Here is a 21608-nt window from a genome sequence, read left to right as displayed (position 1 = left end):
CCCGCAATGCCGGGGCGATTACCAACCGATACCAACACCCAGGCCAACGCTCTGCTCACCGCTGTTGGTAAACGCGCCGTTGAGGCTGAAGGTGGCCGAGCCCTTCTCGTTGAGCACCCGCTGGTAACCCACGGCCATGGCCGACTCGCCATCGCTGTAGCCCACACCGGCACCGAGGCGGTTGTAGGTGGCCAGGCCGGCGGTGTTCATGGCCATCGCGCTCTGCGCGCTGTTCATGGCCGCCAGCCGGTTGAAGCGCTTGTCCATCTTGTCCAGACGCTGTTCGACCCCTTTGATCGCGTCATCGGTGTACTCGTTGGCGCGGGCGAGCATCTTCTCCAGATCGGCGGTGCTGACCTGCGGCGTGGGGGTGGGTGCAGGGGCGGGTGCGTCGGCCTTGGACGGCTTGCCGCCGTCGTCGGCACTGGCGATGCGAGCCCCACCATCTCCGGTAGAGGCGGCCTCCGGCGTACCCGATACCGCGCCACTGCCTTCGTCCTCCGCAGCCACGGGCGGCGTAGGTGCACTGGCGGTCGCCATTGCGCGACCTTCCGGCGGGGTGTCAACGCCCTGTTCCAGACCGTCGATGCGGCCATCCAGGCGCTGCTCCATGGCATGCAGCTGGCCGCCGTTGACCGCATCCCGGCTGCCGGGTGCGATCAGACCGTTGGCCACGTTGCCGAGCACCATGCCGTTGGCGCCGGCCAGGTTGAGCTGGTTGAGGCCATCAGTGCGGGTGGCGGGGCTGTCCTGGAAGACCGAGCGGAGTTGGTTCTCTACCCGGTCGACGCGGGTGCCGTTGGTGATCACGGCAGTGTCTAGCGCGGTCAGGGCATCGTTGACCGTGCTCTGCTTGCCACCCTGAACCTTGTAGGAAGGAGAAACGATGTTCCCCTGACGATCAACCGTAGCTCCCCCGCCAAGCAACGATAAAGAGTCTCGAAGCTGCCCGGCAGTCGCCGCATCGTATGAGGCAATTCCGTTTGCGACGCTCGTCAACCTGCGACGATTTGAGTAAGTTCCGATCGAAACTTCGTTGGAGCGCATCGCCTCAGAGCCCGCACCTATGGCCACCGAGTTCTCTGCACCGCCAAAGACCCAGGCGCCCTCACCGATCGCCATGCTTCTAAGAGCATCTGCCCGTGCGCTCGAGCCGACCGCCAGCCCGCCTTCGTTAAGACCGCTTACCGAAGAGGATTGGCCAATCGCCACGGAGTTTCTTGCGCTCGCCCGCGCAAAGTGACCGACTGCCGTGCCGCCCTCATCACCAACGCTAGCGAACGCATACTCGCCAATGGCTACGGAGCGCTCACCGGCTTTCGCGGGAGAGTTTCCGTCATTCTTCGAGCTCACTGCAATCGCCCTATTCATAAGCTCCAGATCCGAAACACGTTCATTGGTCTGAAAAAGCTGCGCGCCCGTCATCGCGTCGGAACTGCCGTCGGAGATCCTGCCATTGGAAATCCCTGTCACTCGATTACCTCCAAAATCGACGTCAGCAGATGGAGCATTCGCTATATCCGCCAATTTCACATCATTCCGATCCTTCTTCAGATCATCAAGCTCACTGCGATTTAGCGAGATCTCTCGCTTCGCCTCAAACAGCTGACTTCCTGTTACCGCATCACGACTGCCGGACTCCACGCGCCCGTCTGCAAGATTAGTCAGGATTGCACCCCCCGCCCCAGCCAAGACGACGTGATTGATACCGTCAGCTTGGACCGATGGGCTTGATTGGAAAACCGAGCGCAGTTGATATTCAATCGATCCCACTCGTGCGTCACCGTTGACCACCGCGTTGTCCAGAGCAGATAGCGCATCGCCCACGGTCTTTTGAGTATCCCCTTGGACGGTGTAGGTGGGGGAAATGACTTCACCATTGGCATCAATCCCTGCATTTCCACCAAGAGTTGCCAAAGAATCATGCAACTGCCCGACGGATGCAGCATCACTTGTCGACCTACCTCGCGAAACGTTGACTATTCGCCGCTTGGTAGTCAAATTGCCAACGGAAACGACATTATCTTCAAGAGCTTCAGAGTACGCACCAAGCGCAATCGAACCAGCAGCGTTCGTCCTGACTTTCGCATAAGCGCCGAGAGCCACGCCAAACTCACGTTCGACTTCTGTCCCCGCCCCTAGCGCGAATCCTGCAGTAGCAGCCTCCTTTACCATGGCTCCCCGACCTAAAGCGACGGAGTTAGTTGCCAATGAACTGGAGTAGCTTCCGATTGCAGTGCCGCCCTCAGACGCCATTGACGCCTGTGCGCCATTTCCGATCGCGGCGCCGAATATGCCGGCCTCCGCTGCTTCGGAATTGAGTTCTTGGCCGAGGGCAATGAGGCGTGCATCCGACTCCAACCCGCTCAAGCGCTCGTTTGTCGCGAACAACTGTCCACCGTTCACCGCATCCGTACTCGCCGCCGAGCTCACATCGCCCGCAGCCAGTCCACGCACCCGTCCACCATTCATATCGATGCTACCATCCGCAGCAAACTTCACCACACCGTCCAAGTCGGGATCGAAGTTCTCGAATTCGGTGCGCAACGCATCCAGGTCACGACGGTTGCCCGTGATGCGCCCATCCTGCCCGGACAGCTGCAAGGCGTGCGCCGCCAGCACCCCTTCCTGGGCCGTCACTTTCTGCTGGGTACCGAACAACTGCTTGCCTGTAACCGCGTCGGTACTGGTCGCACTCAGGGTGCCATCCGCCACACCGCTCAGCTTGCGCGCTGCATTGGACTTGTTGCGCAGGTCCAGCGTGGTGCCGGTGTTCTGAGCACCCAAGCGCAGGTTCCCGCTGGCTGACACCTGGCTGACCAGGCCTTCCAGAGCCGTCGCACGGCCTACCACACCGTCCGCCGTTCGCTGTGCGGCAGTTGCTGCCGTTTGAGCAGTGGCCGCCGCGTTCTGCGCTGCGGTCACATTGGTGTTGGTGACATTGAGCTGCTTCCCGGTTACCGCTTCGGTGCTGGTGGCACTCACGGTGCCATCAGCCACGCCGCTCAGTTTGCGTGCCGCGTTCGACTTGTTGCGGACGTCCAGAACGGTACCGGTGTTCTGCCCACCCAGGCGAAGGTTGCCCGTCGCCGACACTTGGCTGACCAGGCCCTCCAGCGCCGTCGTACGCGTCACTACCCCGTCCGCCGTTCGCTGTGCATCGGTCGCGGCGGTCTGTGCCGTCGTCGCAGCGCTGTGCGCTGCCGTCACGCTGGTGTTGGTAGCCGCGAGCTGCTTGCCGGTCACCGCCTCGGTACTGGTGGCGCTCAGCGTTGCATCGGCCACGCCGCTGATCTTGCGGTTGGCGTCGGATTTGTTGCGCACATCCAGCGTCGTGCCCGTGTTCTGCGCGCCAAGACGCACAGGGCCAGCGACTGCCGTCTGGCTGACCAAGCCCTCCAACGCGGTTGCGCGGGTGGTCAGGGCATCGGCCGTGCGCTGGGCGGCACCCGCTGCGGTCTGCGCACTGGTGGCGGTGCTCTGTGCGGTGCCGACGAGGGTGTTGGTCGCGTGCAGCTGGCTGCCGGTGACCGCATCGGTACTGCCCGCGCCGATGGTGCCGTCCGCCACGTACTGGATCTTGCGCTTCCCGCTGGCGTTACCCACAGAAACCGAATTGTCCGAAGCGGTGACAGAGCCGGCGCCCAAGGCCACCGCATTGCCATGGGTGGCACTGCTGCGATCGCCCAGTGCCAGCGCACTGCCCCCGCCTGCCTTGGCCAGGTTCCCCACTGCCGTGGCGTAGCTGCCGGTCGCGACCGCCTCGCGGCCAACCGCCGTGGCCTGGTTGGCGGTCGCCTGCGCACTGAAGCCCAGCGCCGTGGCGTGCGTCCCCTGCGCCTTGGCCGAGGTGCCGCTGGCCAATGCGCCGGTGCCGGTGGCGGTGGCTTTATTGGCCGCCGTCATGGCGGTGCCGGTGGCCGTGGTGTTGGCGGCCACCGTCGCCTTGGCCGCAGCCCCATCGGCAGCGGTCTTGGCTGCCGTAGCGGTGCTGGTGGCCGTGCTCACGGCCTGGTTGGTAGCGTGCAGCTGTTGCCCGGTCACCGCATCGGTACTGGTGGCGCTCAACACGCCGTTGTCGATGTTCTGGATGCGGCGCTTGGTTCCATTCCGGTTGGCCACGTCCAGCACGGTGCCAGTGTTGGAACCGCCGACACGGATCGTGCTGCTGGTTGACGTCTGCGTGACCAGCGAGGCAGCAGCCAGAGCGCGATCTGCGGTGGATTTGGCCGTATTGGCGGTGGTGCGGGCCGCGTTTGCAGTCGTCGTGGCAGCGGTCAGTCGTTCATTGGTGGCGTTGAGTTGCCGGCCAGTCACCGCGTCAGTGCTCGATGCGTTCAGCACGCCGTCTGCAACGTTCACAATGCGGCGTTTGGTCAGGTAATTGCCGACAGAGACGGTGTCGACTTCAGTTGCGCTCGATCCTCGTCCAAGCGCCACTGCACCGCGCGCTACGGCCAAGGCTTCGTAGCCGAGCGCCAATCCGTCGAATTCTGCGCGCGAGTCACCACCTACTGCAATGGCGCCTGTCCAGCCGCTGCTACCTGCATAGGCATCACCCCCAATGGCGATTTTGGAGATGCCCGCCCCATCATGGGTCTTGGAGCCGCTGCCAACGGCGACGGAGTTCTCGCTGTACGCCCTCGAGTCATTGCCAAGGGCCGTCGTCCCCACCCCATTGGCGATGGCGCCAGCACCCACCGCGGTGCCATAGCCACCGTTGGTCGCTCTGGCCCGGTAGCCGACCACCGTGCTGTTGGCACCATTGCCTTCAGCAAAGTTGCCCACGGTTACGCCACCGGCACCGTTTGCCTGGCTCTTGATCCCTGCGGCAAAGCTTCCGTAGCCTTTCGCACCGGCCTCACCGCCCAGCGCCATGGTTTCTTCAGCGGTCACCAGGCTCCAGTTTGCAGCAGAGGTATTCCCATACACCGACCCCTTGATCACGGCCATTACCGCGGCATTGCCGGACGGGGCCACCGACATGGCGTGGAAGGCACTCAACACCTGGCGTTCCCACCACTCTGCGTCGTCGTCAGCGGCTTCGACCGCCGCAGCAGTCATTGGGGACAGACCCAGCAATGCGATCAGCGCCGCGCTTCGGCCTGACACCTGCGCACGCTTTCCACGCACCGAAGCCAACTCACTGGCAACGACCCAGCACTGCAGGGCGGTGGACCAGACACGGCGATAGATTTTGTTCATGAGAACTCCTTGGGGAACGAAACGAGATGGGAACCGCCCGGCATTGCGCAGCAGGCAGGTGTGGGGATTCAGGGCGCGAGGGTCTGCACGTGCTCACGATTGCCATCGCGCGTGAGCCGGTAGCGCAGCTGTACGGTGTGGCCCGGCTGCATGGCGAACGGCAGCGGCAGTGCGCTGCCGGGATACAGGCTGCGCGACAGGTCGTGCGCGGTGCATTGGCTGCCATCGCAGTCGGCGATGCTGGTGATGCCCAGGCGCAACGTGCCGACGTTGCGCAGCTGGTCGCCTTGCACACGAACGTCCACCGTGCCGTCGACGGGCAATACGTTCACCAACGCCCCCCATACCAGGTTCACGCCAATGCTGGCCTGGGCGCCCTCGCCCGCGGCCTGGTCACGTTCGTCCGGACCGCGCACGCCCTCGAAGTAGATGCGGTAAGCAGTCTCGGTCTGCACGGGCTGCAGCGGAATCACGCGGATCAGACGGTTGCCACCGCCGGCCAGGGCAAACTTGCCCGGCGTGACCGCGATGGCCGCTTCGCTGGGATCGACGTCGACCTCATGCTCCTGCTCACCGGCGGCGTCGACGATGCGGCGCAAGGAGGTCTGGATGTACTGCGGCTGGGTGGACTGGGAATAGATGCGGATCTGCGTGCTGCGCTTGCCATCGACCGCCGCGCGCATGGGGTGCACGGTGAGATTGGCGTGTGCAGGTGCCGCCAGCAGCAGCGACAGGGACAATAGAACAAGGACTGGCATTTTCATGGGAGCTCCTGGAGGGTCAGGGCGTGACCGTGGGGACGCGCAGCTCCACCTGCAGCTCACCGAAGTAGGTGCCGGCCTGCTGGGTGGAAATGGGCACGCGCGGAATGTCGAAGGTGATCGGCGTGGGCACGCAGAACACCGGTTGGCTCATGCCAGGCAACAGCACCAGACGCAGCTGAGCGGTATCGATGCCATGCAGCTGTTGCTCCACACCGTTGGGCATGGACACCGGGGCGCCGTTATGGTCCAGGGTGACGGTGTAATCCAAGCGACGGGTGTCGTCGCTGCCACCATCGGTATGCCAGAGCGAATAGCCACCGGGACCGGGCGGCTTGCCACTGCGGTCACGCACGGTCACGCCGAGGTACTGGGCCTGGGAGCCGAGTCCGTCGTAGAGGCACATCTCGAGTACGGTGCGTCCGCCGACGGTGCGGCCGATGGGGTCGTATGCGGCGTTTAGCCGAACCAGGGGGGCGATGTGGTGGAAGGCTGGGAAGTAGATTGAGACGGCGTTGCGGTCGGTGATGGTGAAATCGAATGTGAAGGAGTACTTCGCCAGTACTGGACCTGAAATGGTTGCGTGCATGTTCATAACCAGCGTTGCACTCCACTTTCCGGCAACCAAGCGCGCTAACTCTTCGCTTGGTATCAGCAAGCTGGTGCCAATGCCTGCGGACTGGTGACGACCGCAGACCTCCCGGACGGCCGACCAAAGCGGGCGGATAGATATGTCCCAGTAGTCGAAGTAGCACGAAGTTCCGGAGACTGGTCTTTGAAGGCTCCCGATCAGTCGAAACTCCGTCCGCATACCCGAACGCGCTTCAACGGCTTGGAGCCAAATGTCTCCGCTTCCGTTCGCTCCAAGATCCCAGCCGGATTCAGGACACTTTCCTTCGCTTGCGTTTGAACTGGACACACAGACCAGGTGTGCATCCGCGTAAGGAAAAGGAGAGCTTCCGTCATATGCCAACAGGGTTTTCGGTGCCCAGAGCACCACATCCCCTGGCATCGCCGACCGATCCCACGACATCACAATGTTCTGCGTGGCACTCACCGGATGCGTCTCCGGCGGCCGCTGCCCCCACGCCTTCGGCATCACCACCAACAGCGCCATCAGCAGCATCACGACCCACACACCGCGCCGGTTCATGGCGTGCCTCCCGCAGAGGCCGTCTGCGGCGTGGCCGCCAGCAGGGCCTGCTCCTGCAGTAATCGGGTTACCCGCGCCTGCTGGCGGATCTCCGCCGGCAACTGCGCCACGCCGAGCGGCTCGCACTGCACGGTGCCCACCAGCATCACCACGCTGCGCCGCTCACGCACCTGCAGCGGACACTGCAACAGGCGGTCCTCCTGCAGCAGGTACAAGGTGCGCTCGCGGCGCGGGAAGTCGGCTACGAAGCCGCCGTTGCTGCCGGTGCCAGGCACCGGTGCATTGAGGATGCGGGCGCCGCCCAACGGCAACCCGGCAATGTCGCGCGCGTTGCCGATGAAGGTGTAGGTCACCTCGATCGGCACCGGCATCTGCACCAGCCGGCCGGGCGAGAGGAACACCGGCCGCGAACCACCCACACCGGTCACGCGGATCGCGGCATCGCTGTTCAGGGCGCTGGCGTCCTGCACTTCGGCGCGGTGGCTCTGGTAGGCCGGCAGCGGCAACAGGCGGCGCTCGCCGAGTGCCAGCCGTTGCCGGCGCAGACCGCCCACCTGCAGCTCGGCGGCGACGCCGGTCAGTTCCAGATCGTCGGTGTCGTCCACCTGCACAGCCAGGCCGGCCTCGGCCCCCAGCCCGCCGCCCCAGTAAAAGCCGTGCCGGCCCAGCGCCAGGCCGGAGCTGTGGGTGGCACTGTAGGCCATCTCGGTGCGGCCGCGCTGCTGGTAGTGGGCCAGCGTGCCGCCGGTGTGGCCGATGCTGTTCTGCAATTGCGCGCTGAGTGCGGCGCTGTAGCGGTCGCTGTTGTTGCCACGCAGGTCCACGGTGGCTTCGCGGTACTGCGCCTCCACGTCCTGGCGCAGGGTCTGCCCGGCGCTGTAGTTGACCTCCGGCCGCGCGTGCTGTGGCTGGCGCACGTCCAGACCGTAGCGGCGCTGCGAAGTGCCGCGGTCACCGCGCTGCAGGCGGGTCAGACTGAGGTTGAGGAAGATGCCGCGGTCCCGGCCGTCGCGCAGGCTGCTGTGGCTCTGCTGCTGCCACACGCCGACGCGGGTGGAGATACTGAACTCCTGCCAGCGCTGCACGCGGTTGTAGCTGGCCTGCCAGGTGCGGGTGAGACTGGGCTCGCGGCTGTAGCGCTGCTCCGACGGCGGCAGCAGCGGGTCCAGTCCGGCCAACGGGTCGTCGATGTCCCCGCCAAGCAGTCGCCCGCGGCTCCAGGTCTGGCGCCGGGTATAGGCCACATACGCACTGCCACCGGCAAGCGGCAGCGCCATCGAGGCACTGAGTGAATCGGCGCAGCCCAGCCGGTCGCGCGCGTCGTCCTCGAACTGGCAGGCCTTGCCGCGCATGCGCTGCTGGTACAGGTTCCAGGACGCGCGCCGACGGTACGACAACTGATGCTGCTGGCCGGTGCTGCCATCACTGCCCTGCAGGCCACTGAAGGTGGCGCGGATGTCCTGGGTGGCGAAGGCATGGCGCAGGTCCACGCGCAGCTCGCCATAGCTGACCCCGCCGAGGTCGGCGACACCGGCGGTGATGGCGGTAGTCCGCCCCAGCGGCAGGCGCAGGCCGGCCATGGCCGCCATCTCGCCGTCGAAACGGTCACTGCGGCGCTCGTTGCGGCGGCCGCCCTGCAGGAACCACTGCACGCTGCTGTTGGTCCAGTCGCCGCCCTTGTCGAACGGTGCCTCTTCGCTGCGCACCAGCACGCCGTCTTCGTAGATGCGCAGGGTCACGCTGTAGCTGCCGAACGGGAAGCGGCGGGTATCAAGCTGGTTGATGCCCGCCTGGAGGTAGAAGGTCTGCAGCAGGCGCTCGCCGTCGAAGGCATCCACGCGCGCATCGCGCGCCAGCAGCACGGTCAGCGGCAGCGCCTGCACGGCGGCCTCGGCGTCCACGTAGGCCTGGGTGGTGCCCACGCGCAGGCCGGCGAAGCGGTCCATCGGCAGCAGGCTGAAGCTGAAGGTGCCGCCCTGCGGACTGGACAGGTTGCGGCGGTCCATGCGCCCGGCCTGCAGGTAGTGCTGCTGGCCCAGGTCATGGCGGTAGTAGGCATTGTCGAACTGGAAATCCTGGCGGCGCCGGCTGCCGCGGTACTGCTGGCTGTTGAAGTTCCAGTCCACCGCGATGTGACCGCGCTGCAGCACGCCCAGCGCGCCGGCACCTTGTGCGGTCAGCGCCTGGTAGCCACGGCCGCCACTGAAATTGACGGTCTGCTGGTGCAGGAACGCATTCTCGGCGTTGCTGCTGACCTGGTGGAAGCGATCGGCGGCCGGTTCGGCGCTGATCCACTGGCGGGCAACGAACAGACGCACCGCGCCTTCGCCTTCGTCGTACAGAGCACGCACGGTGTTGGGATCCTCGGGTGGGTCGAGATAGCCACAGCCGGCGCTACCGCCGCCGTAACGGCAGGCAAGATGGCTGTTGCGCGGGAGTGGCTCGGAGAGGGCCGGCAGCAGTGCTGCCTGGGCCTCGGGAGAGAGGTCGAGCGCCTCAAGTACGCGCGCCGGATCTTCCAGCTGCACGCTCTCAAGAGTGACGCGCACCGGCGACAGGCCCGCCGTGCGCCCGAACAGGCGCACATCAAGCTGCTCGGTCTGGCCGGCAACCAGGTCTTCAAAACCGGCGGGGACGCCGCCCGTGGCGACCAGCGGTGTGGCCAACGACAAGGCGAGCGCCAGCGCCAGCCGGGTAATGGCGGGTGCGTGAGCTTTCATGGGGAGTACGGCCTGAGGCCGCCGGCCCGGGATCCGGGCCGGCGTGGGGTATTACGGCGAAGCGGTCTTCTGCTTCATGGCGATGCTGACGATGCCGTCATAGGTACCGGCGACGGTCAGCGGGGCCTTGGTGGTCTGGGCGATATCCAGATCCATGATGAACGATGCACCCGGCAGTGCACCATCGAAGATATCCGAGGCCCGGAAGTCCTTCGCCGCGACGGTCAGCGGCGTCTTGTTGAGGCTGACGGTCAGTGGCACGGACGGGCCGGTACCGGTCTGCAGCACCAGCACCGGGTCGTGCATCACGTTCACTTCGATGTCCTTGCTTTCATCGTTGGTGAAAACACGAACGCGTTCGGTGACCGTGCGCAGGCCGTCACCGGGCACGTGGACCATCTCCATGGTGTCCGACAGCGGACTACCGTCCGCCTTGAGCAGGGCCAGCGTGAGGTCGACATCGGTGTAGACCTTGATGTGGGATTCGGCGGCGTTGGCCGACAGTGATGCTGTGCTCAGCGCTACAGCGAAAGCGAGCTTCTTGACGATGTTCATTGCGTTCGTTCCTTGGCAAGTGTGTCGTGGAGGTAACTGCCCGCGAGGCGTGGGGTGTCGCAGTGCGACCCTCGCAGACAGGGGGCAACGATAGGCGTGCAGGTTGCGACGCACCATGCAACAACTTGACTAATTCCCATGACGACCCGGAACTGCGAACGCGATGCGCACTGCAACGCAATGCTGTGCGCAACCGCCATGCGTGGATGCACTCGAGCACGTTGTCTCAACTGCTGCTCGGCGACAGCCCGACCGCGCGTGCGTAGTCCATCAGTTCGAACTCGGTCCGCAGCCCGAGGCGTTTCATCGCCGCGCCTTTCTGACGGCTGATGGTGCTCACGGTGCGACGATGGATGTCGGCGATTTCCTTGACCCCGAGGCCGTGCGCCAGCAACCGCACCACCTCGCTTTCGCGCGCGGTGAGCCCGCGCACGCGATGGATCGGCGGCATCAGTCGCTGCGCCAGATCAGCCGGATAATAGACCCCGCCGGCGAGCACGGTGTCCACCGCATCGATCAGCATCTGCAGGGCGCAGGTTTTGGCGAGGATGCCGCAGACGCCCAGCTTGGCGACCGCGCGCAGCACCTCCAGGTTGCCGAACGAGGTCACCACCAGCAAGGCGACGTCCGGATAGTCGCGGCGGATGCCGGCGAGCATGCGCAGGCCATCGGGGCGTCTGCCCCAGGGCATGGAAAGATCGGTGATGACCAGATCGCAGCCGCGCGCGGCCAGCAGCGCTTCCAGCTGCTCGGCATCGGCCGCTTCACCGACCACGGAAAATCGGGCGTCGCCACTGAGGACGGAGTGAAGGCCGGTGCGAATGACCGGATGGTCGTCCGCAAGCAGAATGCGTTTCATGACGGGGCCTCAAAGTGTTGTGCGCGGACGGGACACAGGGGCTCGCCACACGCGACGGCGTGCAGGTCGGTTCCCATTTCGTCCATGGCCACCCAGCGCTTGGCTGTCAGCAGGTCGCTCCGGTTGAGCGCGTGCGTATCCCACGTGGTTGGATCGCACGATAGGGGTGCGCTCACGGGTCAGCCATGCATCAACTTGCATAATTTGAAATCTGCGCGCCCGGTTCCAGATGTGCTGATTCCGGCATTGAATCTCTATATCGGGGGCAGATGCGGCATGGGCATTCGTGACGAGACAGGGTCTCGCCACGGCGCGATGCCGGTCACGACAGCACTATCCGGGGACGGTCCGGAGATGGCGCAGAGCCTGTTTCGAAAGCGACACGGCCGGACCGTACTCGACCCCGTTGCGGGGGAGCGCCATGCGCCTGCTGCCGGTGGGCACCGTGCCGGGCAGCGGCACGGGCCGGAGCGCGTTCATCCGCGCAGCGTGGCGCCGCCATCCACGTACAGATCGCTCATCGCGATGTGACCGGCCTGGTCGGAGAGCAGGAACATCACCGATGCGGCAATGTCGTCCGGCGTCGCCAATTTGCGTAGCGGAATGCCCGCCTTATAGATATCGGGATTGCCATCGATCACACCTTGGCCACCCTGAGCGTCGGCCCACATGCCGGTCTGCATCGGGGTCAGCGTCGAGCCGGGGGCCACGATGTTGCAGCGGATCCCCAACGGTGCAAGCTCCAGGCCCAGGCAACGGGTGAACATGGTCGCCGCCGCCTTGGAGGCGGCATAGGCGGCCATCCCGTGGCGCGGGACACCCGCGGCGTTGGAGCTGACCGTGACGATGGCGCCGGCGCGGCGTGGACTCATCACGCGCGCCAACGCCCGGCAGACATGGAACACGCCGTCGGCATTGACTGCAAACACGCGTCGCCACTGCGCGTCATCGGTTGCGGTGACGGTACCGACCTGCAGCACGCCAGCCACGTTGACGCCGAAGCCGATTGGACCGATTTCCGTCTCGATCCAGTCGACCAGCGCCTCGACCGCAGCGGCATCGGTGACATCCAGTGCGCGGGCGTGGACGGGGGGTTGCCCTGCCCGGTGCTCAAGCACGGGCGCGGTGATGTCGGTAGCGACGACGATGCTGCCGCTGTCACGCAACAGAGTGACCAACGCTGCGCCGATGCCGCCGCTGGCACCGGTGACCAGGGCAATGGTGCCGGCAAATCCAGAGAGCTTCATGCAGGTGTCCTGTGTAGGTCGTGCCGCCGAAGGTGCGCGTCAAGCCAGGGCGCGATCTGCGCCACGGCATCGCGGCCGGTCAATTCAGCGTGCAGGTAAGGAAGGTCGATGGCCTCCACGCGGGCGGCATGTGCCTGCCACAACGCGGACTGCAACTGCGGGCGGGCAACATGATCGTGGCCTGCGCGCACGTGCAGCAGCAGGCCATCGTAGTGCGTGTGGTGATGGGCGCGGATCAGACGATTGGTGCCGGTGACGGCCCTGACCACGCCGTCCAGAACGACATCGGGAAGGTTGCCCAGCGCACTGTCGCCGCGGCGCAGGAAGGCCAGGATGGCTGCGCGGCTGTCCAGCTCGGGATGCGCTTCCGGGTCGTGCCCGGCGATGGCGAGCAAGGCGCGCAGCGCGGCGATCGGATCCGGCTCCGGCTCGGCCCGCCAGCACTCGCTGGGATAGGCGTCGAGCAACGCCAGCACACCGACCTGGTGACCGCGCCCACGCAGATGCACCGCCATCGCCTGGGCGAGGATGCCACCGACCGACCAGCCCAGCAGATGCACCGGGCCGGACCGACCCAACGCGAGAATGCGGTCGGCGTAGTCAGCCGCCAGTGCCTCGATGCTGCTGGGCAGCGGCTGGGTGGGGTCGAGCACGGGCGACTGCAGGCCGTGGACCTCGCGCGCCGGCGACAGCGCCCGGGCAAGATCACGATAGTTCCACGCGATGCCGCCGGCGGGATGGATCACGTACAGCGGCGCGCGCTCAGCGTCGCCGCTCGCCAGCCGGATCATCGGCGCCAGGCCGTGATCGGTCGCCGTCGGCGGCGCATCGATGCGCGCCGCCAACCCGGCCACGGTCGGGGCCGCGAACACCGCGCCCAGGCCGAGGTCGCAGCGCCACCGCTGCTGGATGGCCAGCAGCAGGTGCACGGCACTGAGCGAGTCGCCGCCCAGCGCGAAGAAATCGGCATCAGCGCAGACCGGTGCGCTCAGCGACAGCGTTTCGGCAAACAGCGTGGCCAGCGCCTGCTCGGTCGGGGTCACCGGTGCCACTCCCGTGGAGACCACCAGGGCGGGCGCCGGCAGCGCGGCACGATCCAGCTTGCCATTGGCGGTAACCGGCCACTGTTCCAGGGCCACCAAGGCGCTGGGCACCATGTAATCGGGCAGGCGCGCGCCCAGATGGGCGCGCAGCGTGTCCTGGTCTGGCCCATCGGCATTGATGTAGGCCACCAGCCGCGGCTCACCGGGTCGATCCTCGCGCAGCACTACCTCGGCGCGGAGGACGCCGGGCGCCGAGCGCAGCGCGGCATCGATCTCGCCTAGTTCGATGCGCAGGCCGCGCAGCTTGATCTGATCGTCGTTGCGACCGAGGTACTCCACTGCCCCATCCTCACGCCAGCGCGCTACGTCACCGGTGCGGTACAGGCGGCCGCCGGGGACAAATGGATCGGCAAGGAAACGTTCACCGGTGAGGTCATCGCGGCCCAGATAGCCGCGCGCCAGCTGCACCCCGCCGAGATACAGATCGCCGGCGACACCCGGCGGCAGCGGCTGCATCCGGGCGTCGAGCACGTACAGGCGCGTGTTCCAGACCGGATGTCCGATCGGCACCGGCGCGGACGTGTCCTGCTGACTGGCCGGCCAGAAGCTGACATCCACGGCGGCCTCGGTGGGCCCGTAGAGGTTGTTCAGCTCGGCCTGGACGGTGGCATGGAAGCGGTCACGCAGCGCGGCATCCAGCGCTTCGCCACTGGTGAACACGCGCCGCAGCTGCAGCCCGCGCGCGGCTGGCGCGGCCAGGAACGTCGCGAGCATCGACGGCACGAAATGCACCGTGGTGATGGCGTGCTCACGGATCAGCGCGGCCAGTGCCAGCGGATCGCGATGCGCCTCGGGCGGGGCGACCACCAGCGTCGCGCCGCTGATCAGGGGCAGGAAGAACTCCCATACCGAGACATCGAAGGTGGCCGGGGTTTTCTGCAGGATGCGGTCGTCGGCCTGGAAGGCATAGTGCTCACGCATCCATTCCAGGCGGTTGACGATGGCGCGGTGCTCGATCAGCACACCCTTGGGCTCGCCGGTGGAGCCGGAGGTGTAGATGACGTACGCGGCGTCGGCCGGCTGCGGCGTGGCGGTCAGGGCGGCATCCCGGTGGGTGTCCCACTGCGCCGGCGCGAGCACCGGTGTGCCCGCGAAACGCTCGCGATCCTGCGCCAGCGCCAGCACGCACACCGGTTGCGCCGAACGCAGGATCCGGGCCAGGCGCTCATCCGGGTGGGCCAGATCCACCGGCAGATACGCGCCGCCCGCGCGCAGCACCGCCACCAGGGCGATGATCAGCTCCAGCGAGCGCGGCAGTGCGACCACCACCCTTGCCTCTCGGCCGACGCCATGGGCCTGCAGTTGCAGCCCCAAGGCACGGCTGCGCTGCTCCAGCTCGGCGTAGGTAAGGTGCTGCGTGCCAACGACCACGGCGATGGCCGTCGGCGTCGCCTCCATCCGTGCGGTGATCAGCGCGGCCAGGCTGAGATCGGGCACTGGATGCGCCGTGGCATTGATGCCATGCAGATAGCGCTGCGCTTCGGCGGGCGTGCACAGCGGCACCGAGGTGATCGTGCCGCCGGTGGCCTGGACGTCCAGCGCCGCCGACACGAAATGCAGCAGGCGCGCGGCATGCGCCTGCACCTGTGTCGGGGTGTACAGGGTGGGATTGGCCTCGATCTCCAGATCGAGCACGGCCGTGCCATCGCCACGGAAGCCGAGCGTCACGTCATCGACTGGACCGGTGGAGAGCACGTCCAGGGTAGCGGTGACGCCGGCCAGCTGCAGCGGCCGATAGAACGGCTGCACGTTGACCAGCGGCCCATGCAGGCGACGCTGGCCGCCGATCAGGCCAAGGTCACGGCGCAGCTGCTCACCACGGTAACGCCCGTGGCGGCGGCCGCGCATCAGGCGCAGGGCGACGTCACGCACGAAGGCATCCACGCTGCCCTCCCCGGCAGTGACCCGAAGCGGCAACACGTTCATCACCATCGCCGGCACACGGGCCGAGACGCTGCCGAGGCGGCCCATGAAGGGCACGCCGATGATGGCCTCGGCTTCGCCGCTGATCCGGCGGCAGTATTCGGCGCCGAGCGCCGTCAGCAGGTCCGGCCACGGCTGGCCGATCGCGGCCGCGGCACGGTGCAGACGCTCGCGCAGGCCCGGATCAACGGGGTGTACGTGGCGCAGGGCATCCGGCGCGGCGGCAGCGAGACCGGCCTGCAGACCGGTGGCGGCCGGCGCGTCGGCCATGTGCTCATGCCAGTACGCTGCGTCGCGCGTGCGGCGCTCGCCGTCACGGTAGGCGGTGTCTTCATCAAGCGCGGGGGCCAGTGGTGCCAGTGCGGCATGTTGCGGGGTGCCTGCATACAGCGCGCAGACCCGCTCGGTGAGCAGACCCATGCCGTAGCCATCGGTGGCCAGGTGATGCACACGCAGATACCAGACGCTGCGCGCCGGGCCGAGCAGGAACAGGCGCTGCTGACTGAGCCGGTCGCGGGCGGGATCGACGGGGGTGAGCCGGTCACGCCGCATTGCCTCGCACGCGGCGGCGGCCGGGTCCGGCTGATCGCGCAGATCCACCACCTGCACGGTCGGCGCGTGCTGCGGGTCAACCCACTGCTCGGGCAGACCTTGTGCGCTCTCGACGATGCGCAGCGCCAGCGCGTCGGCTTCGCGCGCGGCCTGATCGGCCGCGCGGACGAACGCAGCGACCTCAAGCGCACCCTCGATCCACACCGCATGGGCGGTGTTGAACGCCGGATTGTCCGGCGCCAGGCGCTGCGCATACCACAGCCCCGCCTGCGCCTCGCTCAGCCCGCGCACGATGGGCTCGGCCGCACCCGGCACCGCACGGGCATTCATGCGCTGGCCGCAGCCTGTGCCTGCAGGCGTTGCACCACCGTCCACCAGCCGCCCAGCGTGGCGTGCTCGGCCAGGTGGCTGAACTCCAGTGCGATGCCGGTGTTGCCCCACGCCAACACCAGTCCCAGCACCCGCATCGAATCCAGCCCGAGGTCCATCAGGTTCTCATCGGTGCTGATGTCCTCGGGCGCTTCGCCGATCATCTCGGCGACATCGGCGCGCATGCGCTCCAGGGTAAGTACGGTCATGCCAGTGTCTCCAGCAGGTGATCGGTGGTCATCGCAACGCCGCAGGTACGGGCGATCCAGTGCAGGGCCAGGTCATGATCGGCACGCGAGAAGTCGGCGACGGCATCGGCGGCGATGAAGCTCTCGATGTCGCGCTGGAAGCCCTCGGCGACGGTGGCCGTGCAGCCGATGTGCGCGTACACGCCAGTGACCAGCAGCTGGTCGCGGCCACGGGCGCGCATCATCGTCTCCAGATTGCTGCGCTGGAACGCGCTGTAACGGTGCTTGACCAGCACATGGTCGCCTGGCGCCGGGGCCACGGCCTCGACGATGGCTTCGTGGTCCTCGGTGGCGGACATGCCCGGGCCCCACAGATCGGCCTGCAGGCCGCGGTCGCGGCGATCCTGGTTGCCCCGCTGGGCGGTGTAGAACACCGGAATGCCGCGGGTGCGGCAATGCACGAGCAGGCGGGCGATGTTGGCCACGGCCGGTGCCAGCGGCGCGGCATCCGGCGCGAAGGCGGCCAGGAAGTAGCGCTGCATGTCATGCACCAGCAGCGCCAGGCGCTCGGTCCGGGGCTGCCAGGCGCCGCGCGGCGTGGGCAGTTCGGCGTGGGTCGGCAGCGGGTACGGTTGGATCCTGGGCAGCGCCATCAGCGCGTTTCTCCTGTCTGTTGCATGAAACGTTCGCGCAGCTGCGCACGCAGCTCGCGGCGGCTGATCTTGCCGACCGCCGTGGTGCCGAAGGCATCGACGAACACGATCTGGTCCGGCACTTTGAACGCGGCCAGGCCGCGGCTGCGCACCCAGGCCTTGAGGCTGGCAGCCTTGGTCGGCTCGCCCTGGGCAATGATGAAGGCGCAGCTGCGCTCGCCAAGGTAGGCGTCGGGAATGGAGACCACCGCCGCATCGAACACGCTCGGGTGCGCCAGCAGATGGTCTTCGATTTCCTCCGCCGAGATCTTCTCGCCCGCACGGTTGATGTGGTCGGTGGCCCTGCCCTGCACCACCAGATAGCCACCGGGGAGGCGCTGCACCCTGTCGCCGGTGCGGTAGAAGCCATCCTCGGTGAAGGCGCGCGCGTTCGCGGCGGGATCGTTGTGATAGCCGCGGATGGTGTACGGGCCGCGGGTAAGCAGATGGCCGGTCTCACCGTCTGCAACCGGGTTGCCGTGGTCGTCGACCACCAGCACTTCGTCGTCTTCGCTGATCGGGCGGCCCTGGGTGGAGACGATGATCTCCTCGCTGTCGTGCAGGCGGGTGTAGTTGACCAGGCCCTCGGCCATGCCGAAAACCTGCTGCAGGGTGCAGCCCAGCCCTGCGATCACCCGGCGCGCGGCTTCCGGGACCAGCTTGGCGCCGCCGACCTGCACCACCTGCAGGCTGGAGAGGTCCTGCGTGGTCGTTGCGGCGGCCTGCGCCCACAGCAGCGCCAGCGGCGGTACCAGGCCGACACAGGTCACCCGCTCGCGCGCGATCAGGCCGAACGCGGTCTCCGGGCCGGCGCCCGGGCTCAGCACCACGCGGCCACCGGCGTACAGCGTGCCGAAGAATCCCGGCGAGCTCATCGGGAAGTTGTGCGCGGCAGGCAGCGCCACCAGATAGCCGCTGTCCTGGGTGATGCCGCAGATCGCGTTGCTGGCGCGGAAGGAATACAGGTAGTCGTCGTGCGTGCGCGGAATCAGCTTGGACAGACCGGTGCTGCCCCCGGAGATCTGCAGGAACGCAACGGATTGCGGGTCAGGATCCGGCGGCAGCTGTTCGAGATCGCCCGCCAGCACCTCCAGCGCGGTGAACCCGGCCGCGTCACCGGCGATGATGACGTGCTGCACGTCGGGTACCTGCGCCTGCAGTTCGCGCGCAAGGGTGCGGTAATCGAACCCCTCGTAGCTGGAGGCAGCGATATAGGCATTGGCCTCGGCCTTGCGCGCGAAGTGCGCAACCTCGGTGAGGCGATGCGCGGGCAATGCATACACGGGAATCAAACCAGCGCGGAACAACCCGCAGACCACGGTCACGAATTCCGGCACGTTACCGAGCTGCACCACCACCCGGTCACCCGGGATCAAGCCCTGCGCGAGCAGGCCGGCGCCGATGCGACCGGCCTCCTGCCACAGCTGGGCATAGGTGAGGCGCGTATCGCCGCCGACCACCGCGATATCACCGGCGAAGCGCTCGGCGCGTTCGCGCAGGAAGCCCGGAAAGGTCTCGCCGCGCCAATGGCCGGCCGCGCGATAGCGCGAGACCAGGGCCGGCGGCCATACCTGGCGCAGCGGCACCCGGGAAGAAGAGAAGGATGTGTTCATGGACAGCTCCCGCACATCAGAAAGGACGAACGTCATGGACGCCGAGCGCGCTCAGCAGGGCCATGAACTTGGCAGCCGTTTCGGCCACCTCGAGATCGGGTTGGGACTCGGCGACGATGCCGGCACCGGCATACAGGCGCACCTGCGTGCCCTGCACGCGTGCGCAGCGGATCGCCACGTACCAGTCACCATCGCCCTGCGCCTCGGTCCAGCCGACGGCGCCGGCGTAGAAGCCCCGTGCAACCGGTTCGGCCTGACGGATCAGCGCCAGTGCCTGCGGACGCGGCGTGCCGCAGACCGCCGGGGTGGGATGCAGCAGCGCGACCAGGGCGGCCGAGGACACCGAGGCATCCTTCAGCGTGCCGTGGATGCGGGTGCCGAGATGCCACATGGTGGCGGTGCCGTGCAGTGTCGGGCGCGGCTGTGCCTCGACGTGATGGCACAGCGGGGCCAGCGCGGCCACGATGGCCTCGACCACATGGCGGTGCTCGTCATGGTCCTTGGCCGACGCCAGCAGCGTCTGCGCGGCGCGTGCATCCTCGGCGGGATCGGCCGAACGACGCGCTGAGCCGGCCAGTGGGTGCGAGAGCACACGATCACCGCGCTTGGAGACCAGCAGCTCCGGGGTGGCGCCGACCAGCCAGGCCGGATCGGCGGCGCCCGCTGCGGGTACCGGCACCACGTAAGTCGCCACGCTGGGGTCTTTCCCCAGGCGCGCGGCCAGCACGCGCGGATGCAGCGGCTGCGCGGTGGTGACCCGCAGGCTGCGTGCAAGCACGACTTTTTCCAACGGGCTGTCGGTGCGCTGCAGTTCCGTGACTGCGGTCGCCACCGCCTCTGCATAGGCCTCCGCGGATGGCTCGGCGAGCACATCCCCGACCAGCGTCGGTGTTTCCACGTGGACCACCGTGGGGTGGCCAGTCACTTGATCCGGCTGATAGAGCGCATCGCCCTGCTCGGGATCAAACGGCACCGCCCCCACCAACAGGCGCGGGCCGGAGCGCGGCGCGGCGAAGAACGCGGCGACGCGCTCGGCCAAGGTGGCTGTGGCACCGGACGGCAGCCGCGCACGCAAACCGTGCGCTTCCATCGCCTGCTGCGGGCTGCGCAGCAGGAAGTACGGGGCGTCGGCCGCATCAACGGTGGCGGTCTCGGCCAGCGCATCGACCACGCCGCTGGCGAGCATCTCGTTCATGCCGCACCCCGCGCGCGATGCAGCGCGGCAGAGAGCGCCAGGATCAGCAGCACCACGCCCACCAGCAGGTACGGTGCGCTCGGCGACCACCGATACAGCAGCGTGCCGATCATCGGCCCGACCACCATGCCCATTCCCTGCACCGAGGCGACCGTACCTGCGGCAGCGCCCTGCTCGTGCGCCTCCACCGAATCGGCCGCCAGCGCCTGGAAATTGGGGAACACGAAACCCATGCCGAACGCGGCGATCGCATAACCGGCCAGCAGCTGCCACGGCACGCTGACCAGCGCGACCGACGCAAAGCCCAGCCCGGAGATCAGCGCGCCGACAAGGATCCAGCGCGTCGGGCGGATGTCCTTGAGCTTCATCACCAGGCCCTGCGCGAAGATCAGGCCGACGCCGACGGCGGTCAGGGCCAGCCCGGCCATGCGTGCGCCGTCTGCCGGGGAGAGCTGCAGGCGATCAATCGCGAAGAAGCCGACCGTCACCTGCGCGATGGTCACCGAGATCATCGCGGCGAAGACCGCCAGCAACGGCAGGCGCAGGCGCGCATCGCCCAGGCCCAGCGTCGGTTTGGGGCCGGTGTGCGTCGGCGCGACGGGCGGCGTGTTCGGTAGTCGCCACCAGATCATCAACAGCGACAGCAGCGGCAGCAACGCGGCGACATACAGCGTGAGCGAGAGATTCTGGTAGGCGATCCAACCGGCAGCGGCCGGACCCAGCACCATGCCCAGCGCATTGGCCGTGCCGAGCTTGGCCATCACGCTGCCACGCTGCCCCGGGGCGGCCTGGTCGGCGATGATGGCCGCAGCGGTTGGCGGGACGGCGGCGTAGAACAGCCCGACCAGGGCACGCGTGCCGACCAGTGCAACCACGGAGATCCAGACCGCCGGCGGCGAGGTCAGCGCCACATCCACGAACACCGCCAGCGCTACATAGATCACGGCATAGGCCGCCAGCGCGATCAGCAGCACGCGCTTGCGCCCGACGCGATCGCTGAGTGCACCCCAGCGACGTGCCGACAGCATCCACAACACACCCGCCGCGGTGACCGAGAGGCCAGCGTGCCACTCGGCCAGGCCCAACACCCGCACCACCGGGCCGATCACGGACACGAACGCCATCATTGCCATGGTGCCGAGCAGCGCGGCGGAAACGAGGGCGGGCAAACCGAAAACGACAGGACGTGAAGACATTGAACACCACAGCCAATAAGAAGTCGAACCACGCGGTGCGCTGACGCGCGCGCGGTTCCGCCATCCGGTTGCGAACGCATCACCGCCCTGTGATCCATCAAATGATAACGTCTCGCATTTGCGTTTGATAGTGCAATCTGTATGGGATGTTCATGTGTACAGGAGAGCCCCCCCCTGCGACAAAAAAGCACTACATATCCGGTTGACGATCCAACTTAACCCCACTATGTTGTGTCCATCGGCTCCCCGCTTCCGCCAGGCCCGGTGCATCGTCGCA

The 21608-nt window shown here is 67.1% G+C and carries 13 protein-coding genes; all 13 read right to left on the bottom strand.

Annotated features, from left to right (window positions below; translation table 11 throughout):
- Nucleotides 1–18 precede the first annotated feature (18 nt).
- Entirely contained in the window at nucleotides 19–5205 is a 5187-nt protein-coding gene (locus tag ABE483_RS01520; RefSeq protein WP_346480932.1) for an ESPR-type extended signal peptide-containing protein, read from the bottom strand.
- A gap of 68 nt (nucleotides 5206–5273) precedes the next feature.
- Nucleotides 5274–5969: a pilus assembly protein gene (locus tag ABE483_RS01515; protein ID WP_346480931.1), complete on the bottom strand. Its 696-nt coding sequence runs from the start codon at nucleotides 5967–5969 to the stop codon at nucleotides 5274–5276.
- Nucleotides 5970–5985: 16 nt separating this feature from the next.
- On the bottom strand, nucleotides 5986–7119 hold the full coding sequence (locus ABE483_RS01510; RefSeq protein ID WP_346480930.1) for a CfaE/CblD family pilus tip adhesin: 1134 nt from the start codon (nucleotides 7117–7119) through the stop codon (nucleotides 5986–5988).
- A complete protein-coding gene (locus ABE483_RS01505) occupies nucleotides 7116–9839 on the bottom strand; it encodes a TcfC E-set like domain-containing protein (protein WP_346480929.1) in 2724 nt (907 codons plus the stop codon). Before ABE483_RS01505 ends, ABE483_RS01510 begins: the two co-directional genes overlap by 4 nt.
- Before the next feature lie 51 nt (nucleotides 9840–9890).
- Entirely contained in the window at nucleotides 9891–10394 is a 504-nt protein-coding gene (locus tag ABE483_RS01500) for a CS1 type fimbrial major subunit (RefSeq protein ID WP_346480928.1), read from the bottom strand.
- 226 nt (nucleotides 10395–10620) lie between these two features.
- Nucleotides 10621–11253 carry a response regulator transcription factor gene (locus ABE483_RS01495; RefSeq protein ID WP_346480927.1) on the bottom strand — a complete coding sequence of 211 codons (633 nt, stop codon included), beginning with the start codon at nucleotides 11251–11253 and terminating at the stop codon, nucleotides 10621–10623.
- Between the two features lie 476 nt (nucleotides 11254–11729).
- Nucleotides 11730–12500, bottom strand: a complete 771-nt coding sequence (locus tag ABE483_RS01490; protein ID WP_346480926.1) for a 2,3-dihydro-2,3-dihydroxybenzoate dehydrogenase — start codon at nucleotides 12498–12500, stop codon at nucleotides 11730–11732.
- Nucleotides 12497–16408 carry an amino acid adenylation domain-containing protein gene (locus ABE483_RS01485; protein ID WP_346480925.1) on the bottom strand — a complete coding sequence of 1304 codons (3912 nt, stop codon included), beginning with the start codon at nucleotides 16406–16408 and terminating at the stop codon, nucleotides 12497–12499. The genes ABE483_RS01490 and ABE483_RS01485 overlap by 4 nt, the downstream gene beginning before the upstream one ends.
- Nucleotides 16405–16656 carry a phosphopantetheine-binding protein gene (locus ABE483_RS01480; protein ID WP_346470985.1) on the bottom strand — a complete coding sequence of 84 codons (252 nt, stop codon included), beginning with the start codon at nucleotides 16654–16656 and terminating at the stop codon, nucleotides 16405–16407. Before ABE483_RS01480 ends, ABE483_RS01485 begins: the two co-directional genes overlap by 4 nt.
- Nucleotides 16653–17288, bottom strand: coding sequence for an isochorismatase family protein (locus tag ABE483_RS01475; protein WP_346466421.1), 636 nt, complete (start codon nucleotides 17286–17288; stop codon nucleotides 16653–16655). The genes ABE483_RS01480 and ABE483_RS01475 overlap by 4 nt, the downstream gene beginning before the upstream one ends.
- Nucleotides 17288–18940 carry an AMP-binding protein gene (locus ABE483_RS01470; RefSeq protein WP_346480924.1) on the bottom strand — a complete coding sequence of 551 codons (1653 nt, stop codon included), beginning with the start codon at nucleotides 18938–18940 and terminating at the stop codon, nucleotides 17288–17290. Before ABE483_RS01470 ends, ABE483_RS01475 begins: the two co-directional genes overlap by 1 nt.
- A gap of 16 nt (nucleotides 18941–18956) precedes the next feature.
- The gene (locus ABE483_RS01465; protein WP_346480923.1) at nucleotides 18957–20135 is read right to left on the bottom strand and encodes an isochorismate synthase; all 1179 of its coding nucleotides are present in this window, start codon (nucleotides 20133–20135) and stop codon (nucleotides 18957–18959) included.
- A complete protein-coding gene (locus tag ABE483_RS01460; RefSeq protein ID WP_346480922.1) occupies nucleotides 20132–21331 on the bottom strand; it encodes an MFS transporter in 1200 nt (399 codons plus the stop codon). Before ABE483_RS01460 ends, ABE483_RS01465 begins: the two co-directional genes overlap by 4 nt.
- Nucleotides 21332–21608 lie beyond the last annotated feature (277 nt).

It is taken from the genome of Stenotrophomonas sp. TWI602 (assembly GCF_039674045.1).
Classification (GTDB): domain Bacteria; phylum Pseudomonadota; class Gammaproteobacteria; order Xanthomonadales; family Xanthomonadaceae; genus Stenotrophomonas.
Note: the sequence above shows the minus strand (reverse complement) of the source record. Positions and strands in the feature narration are given on the sequence as shown.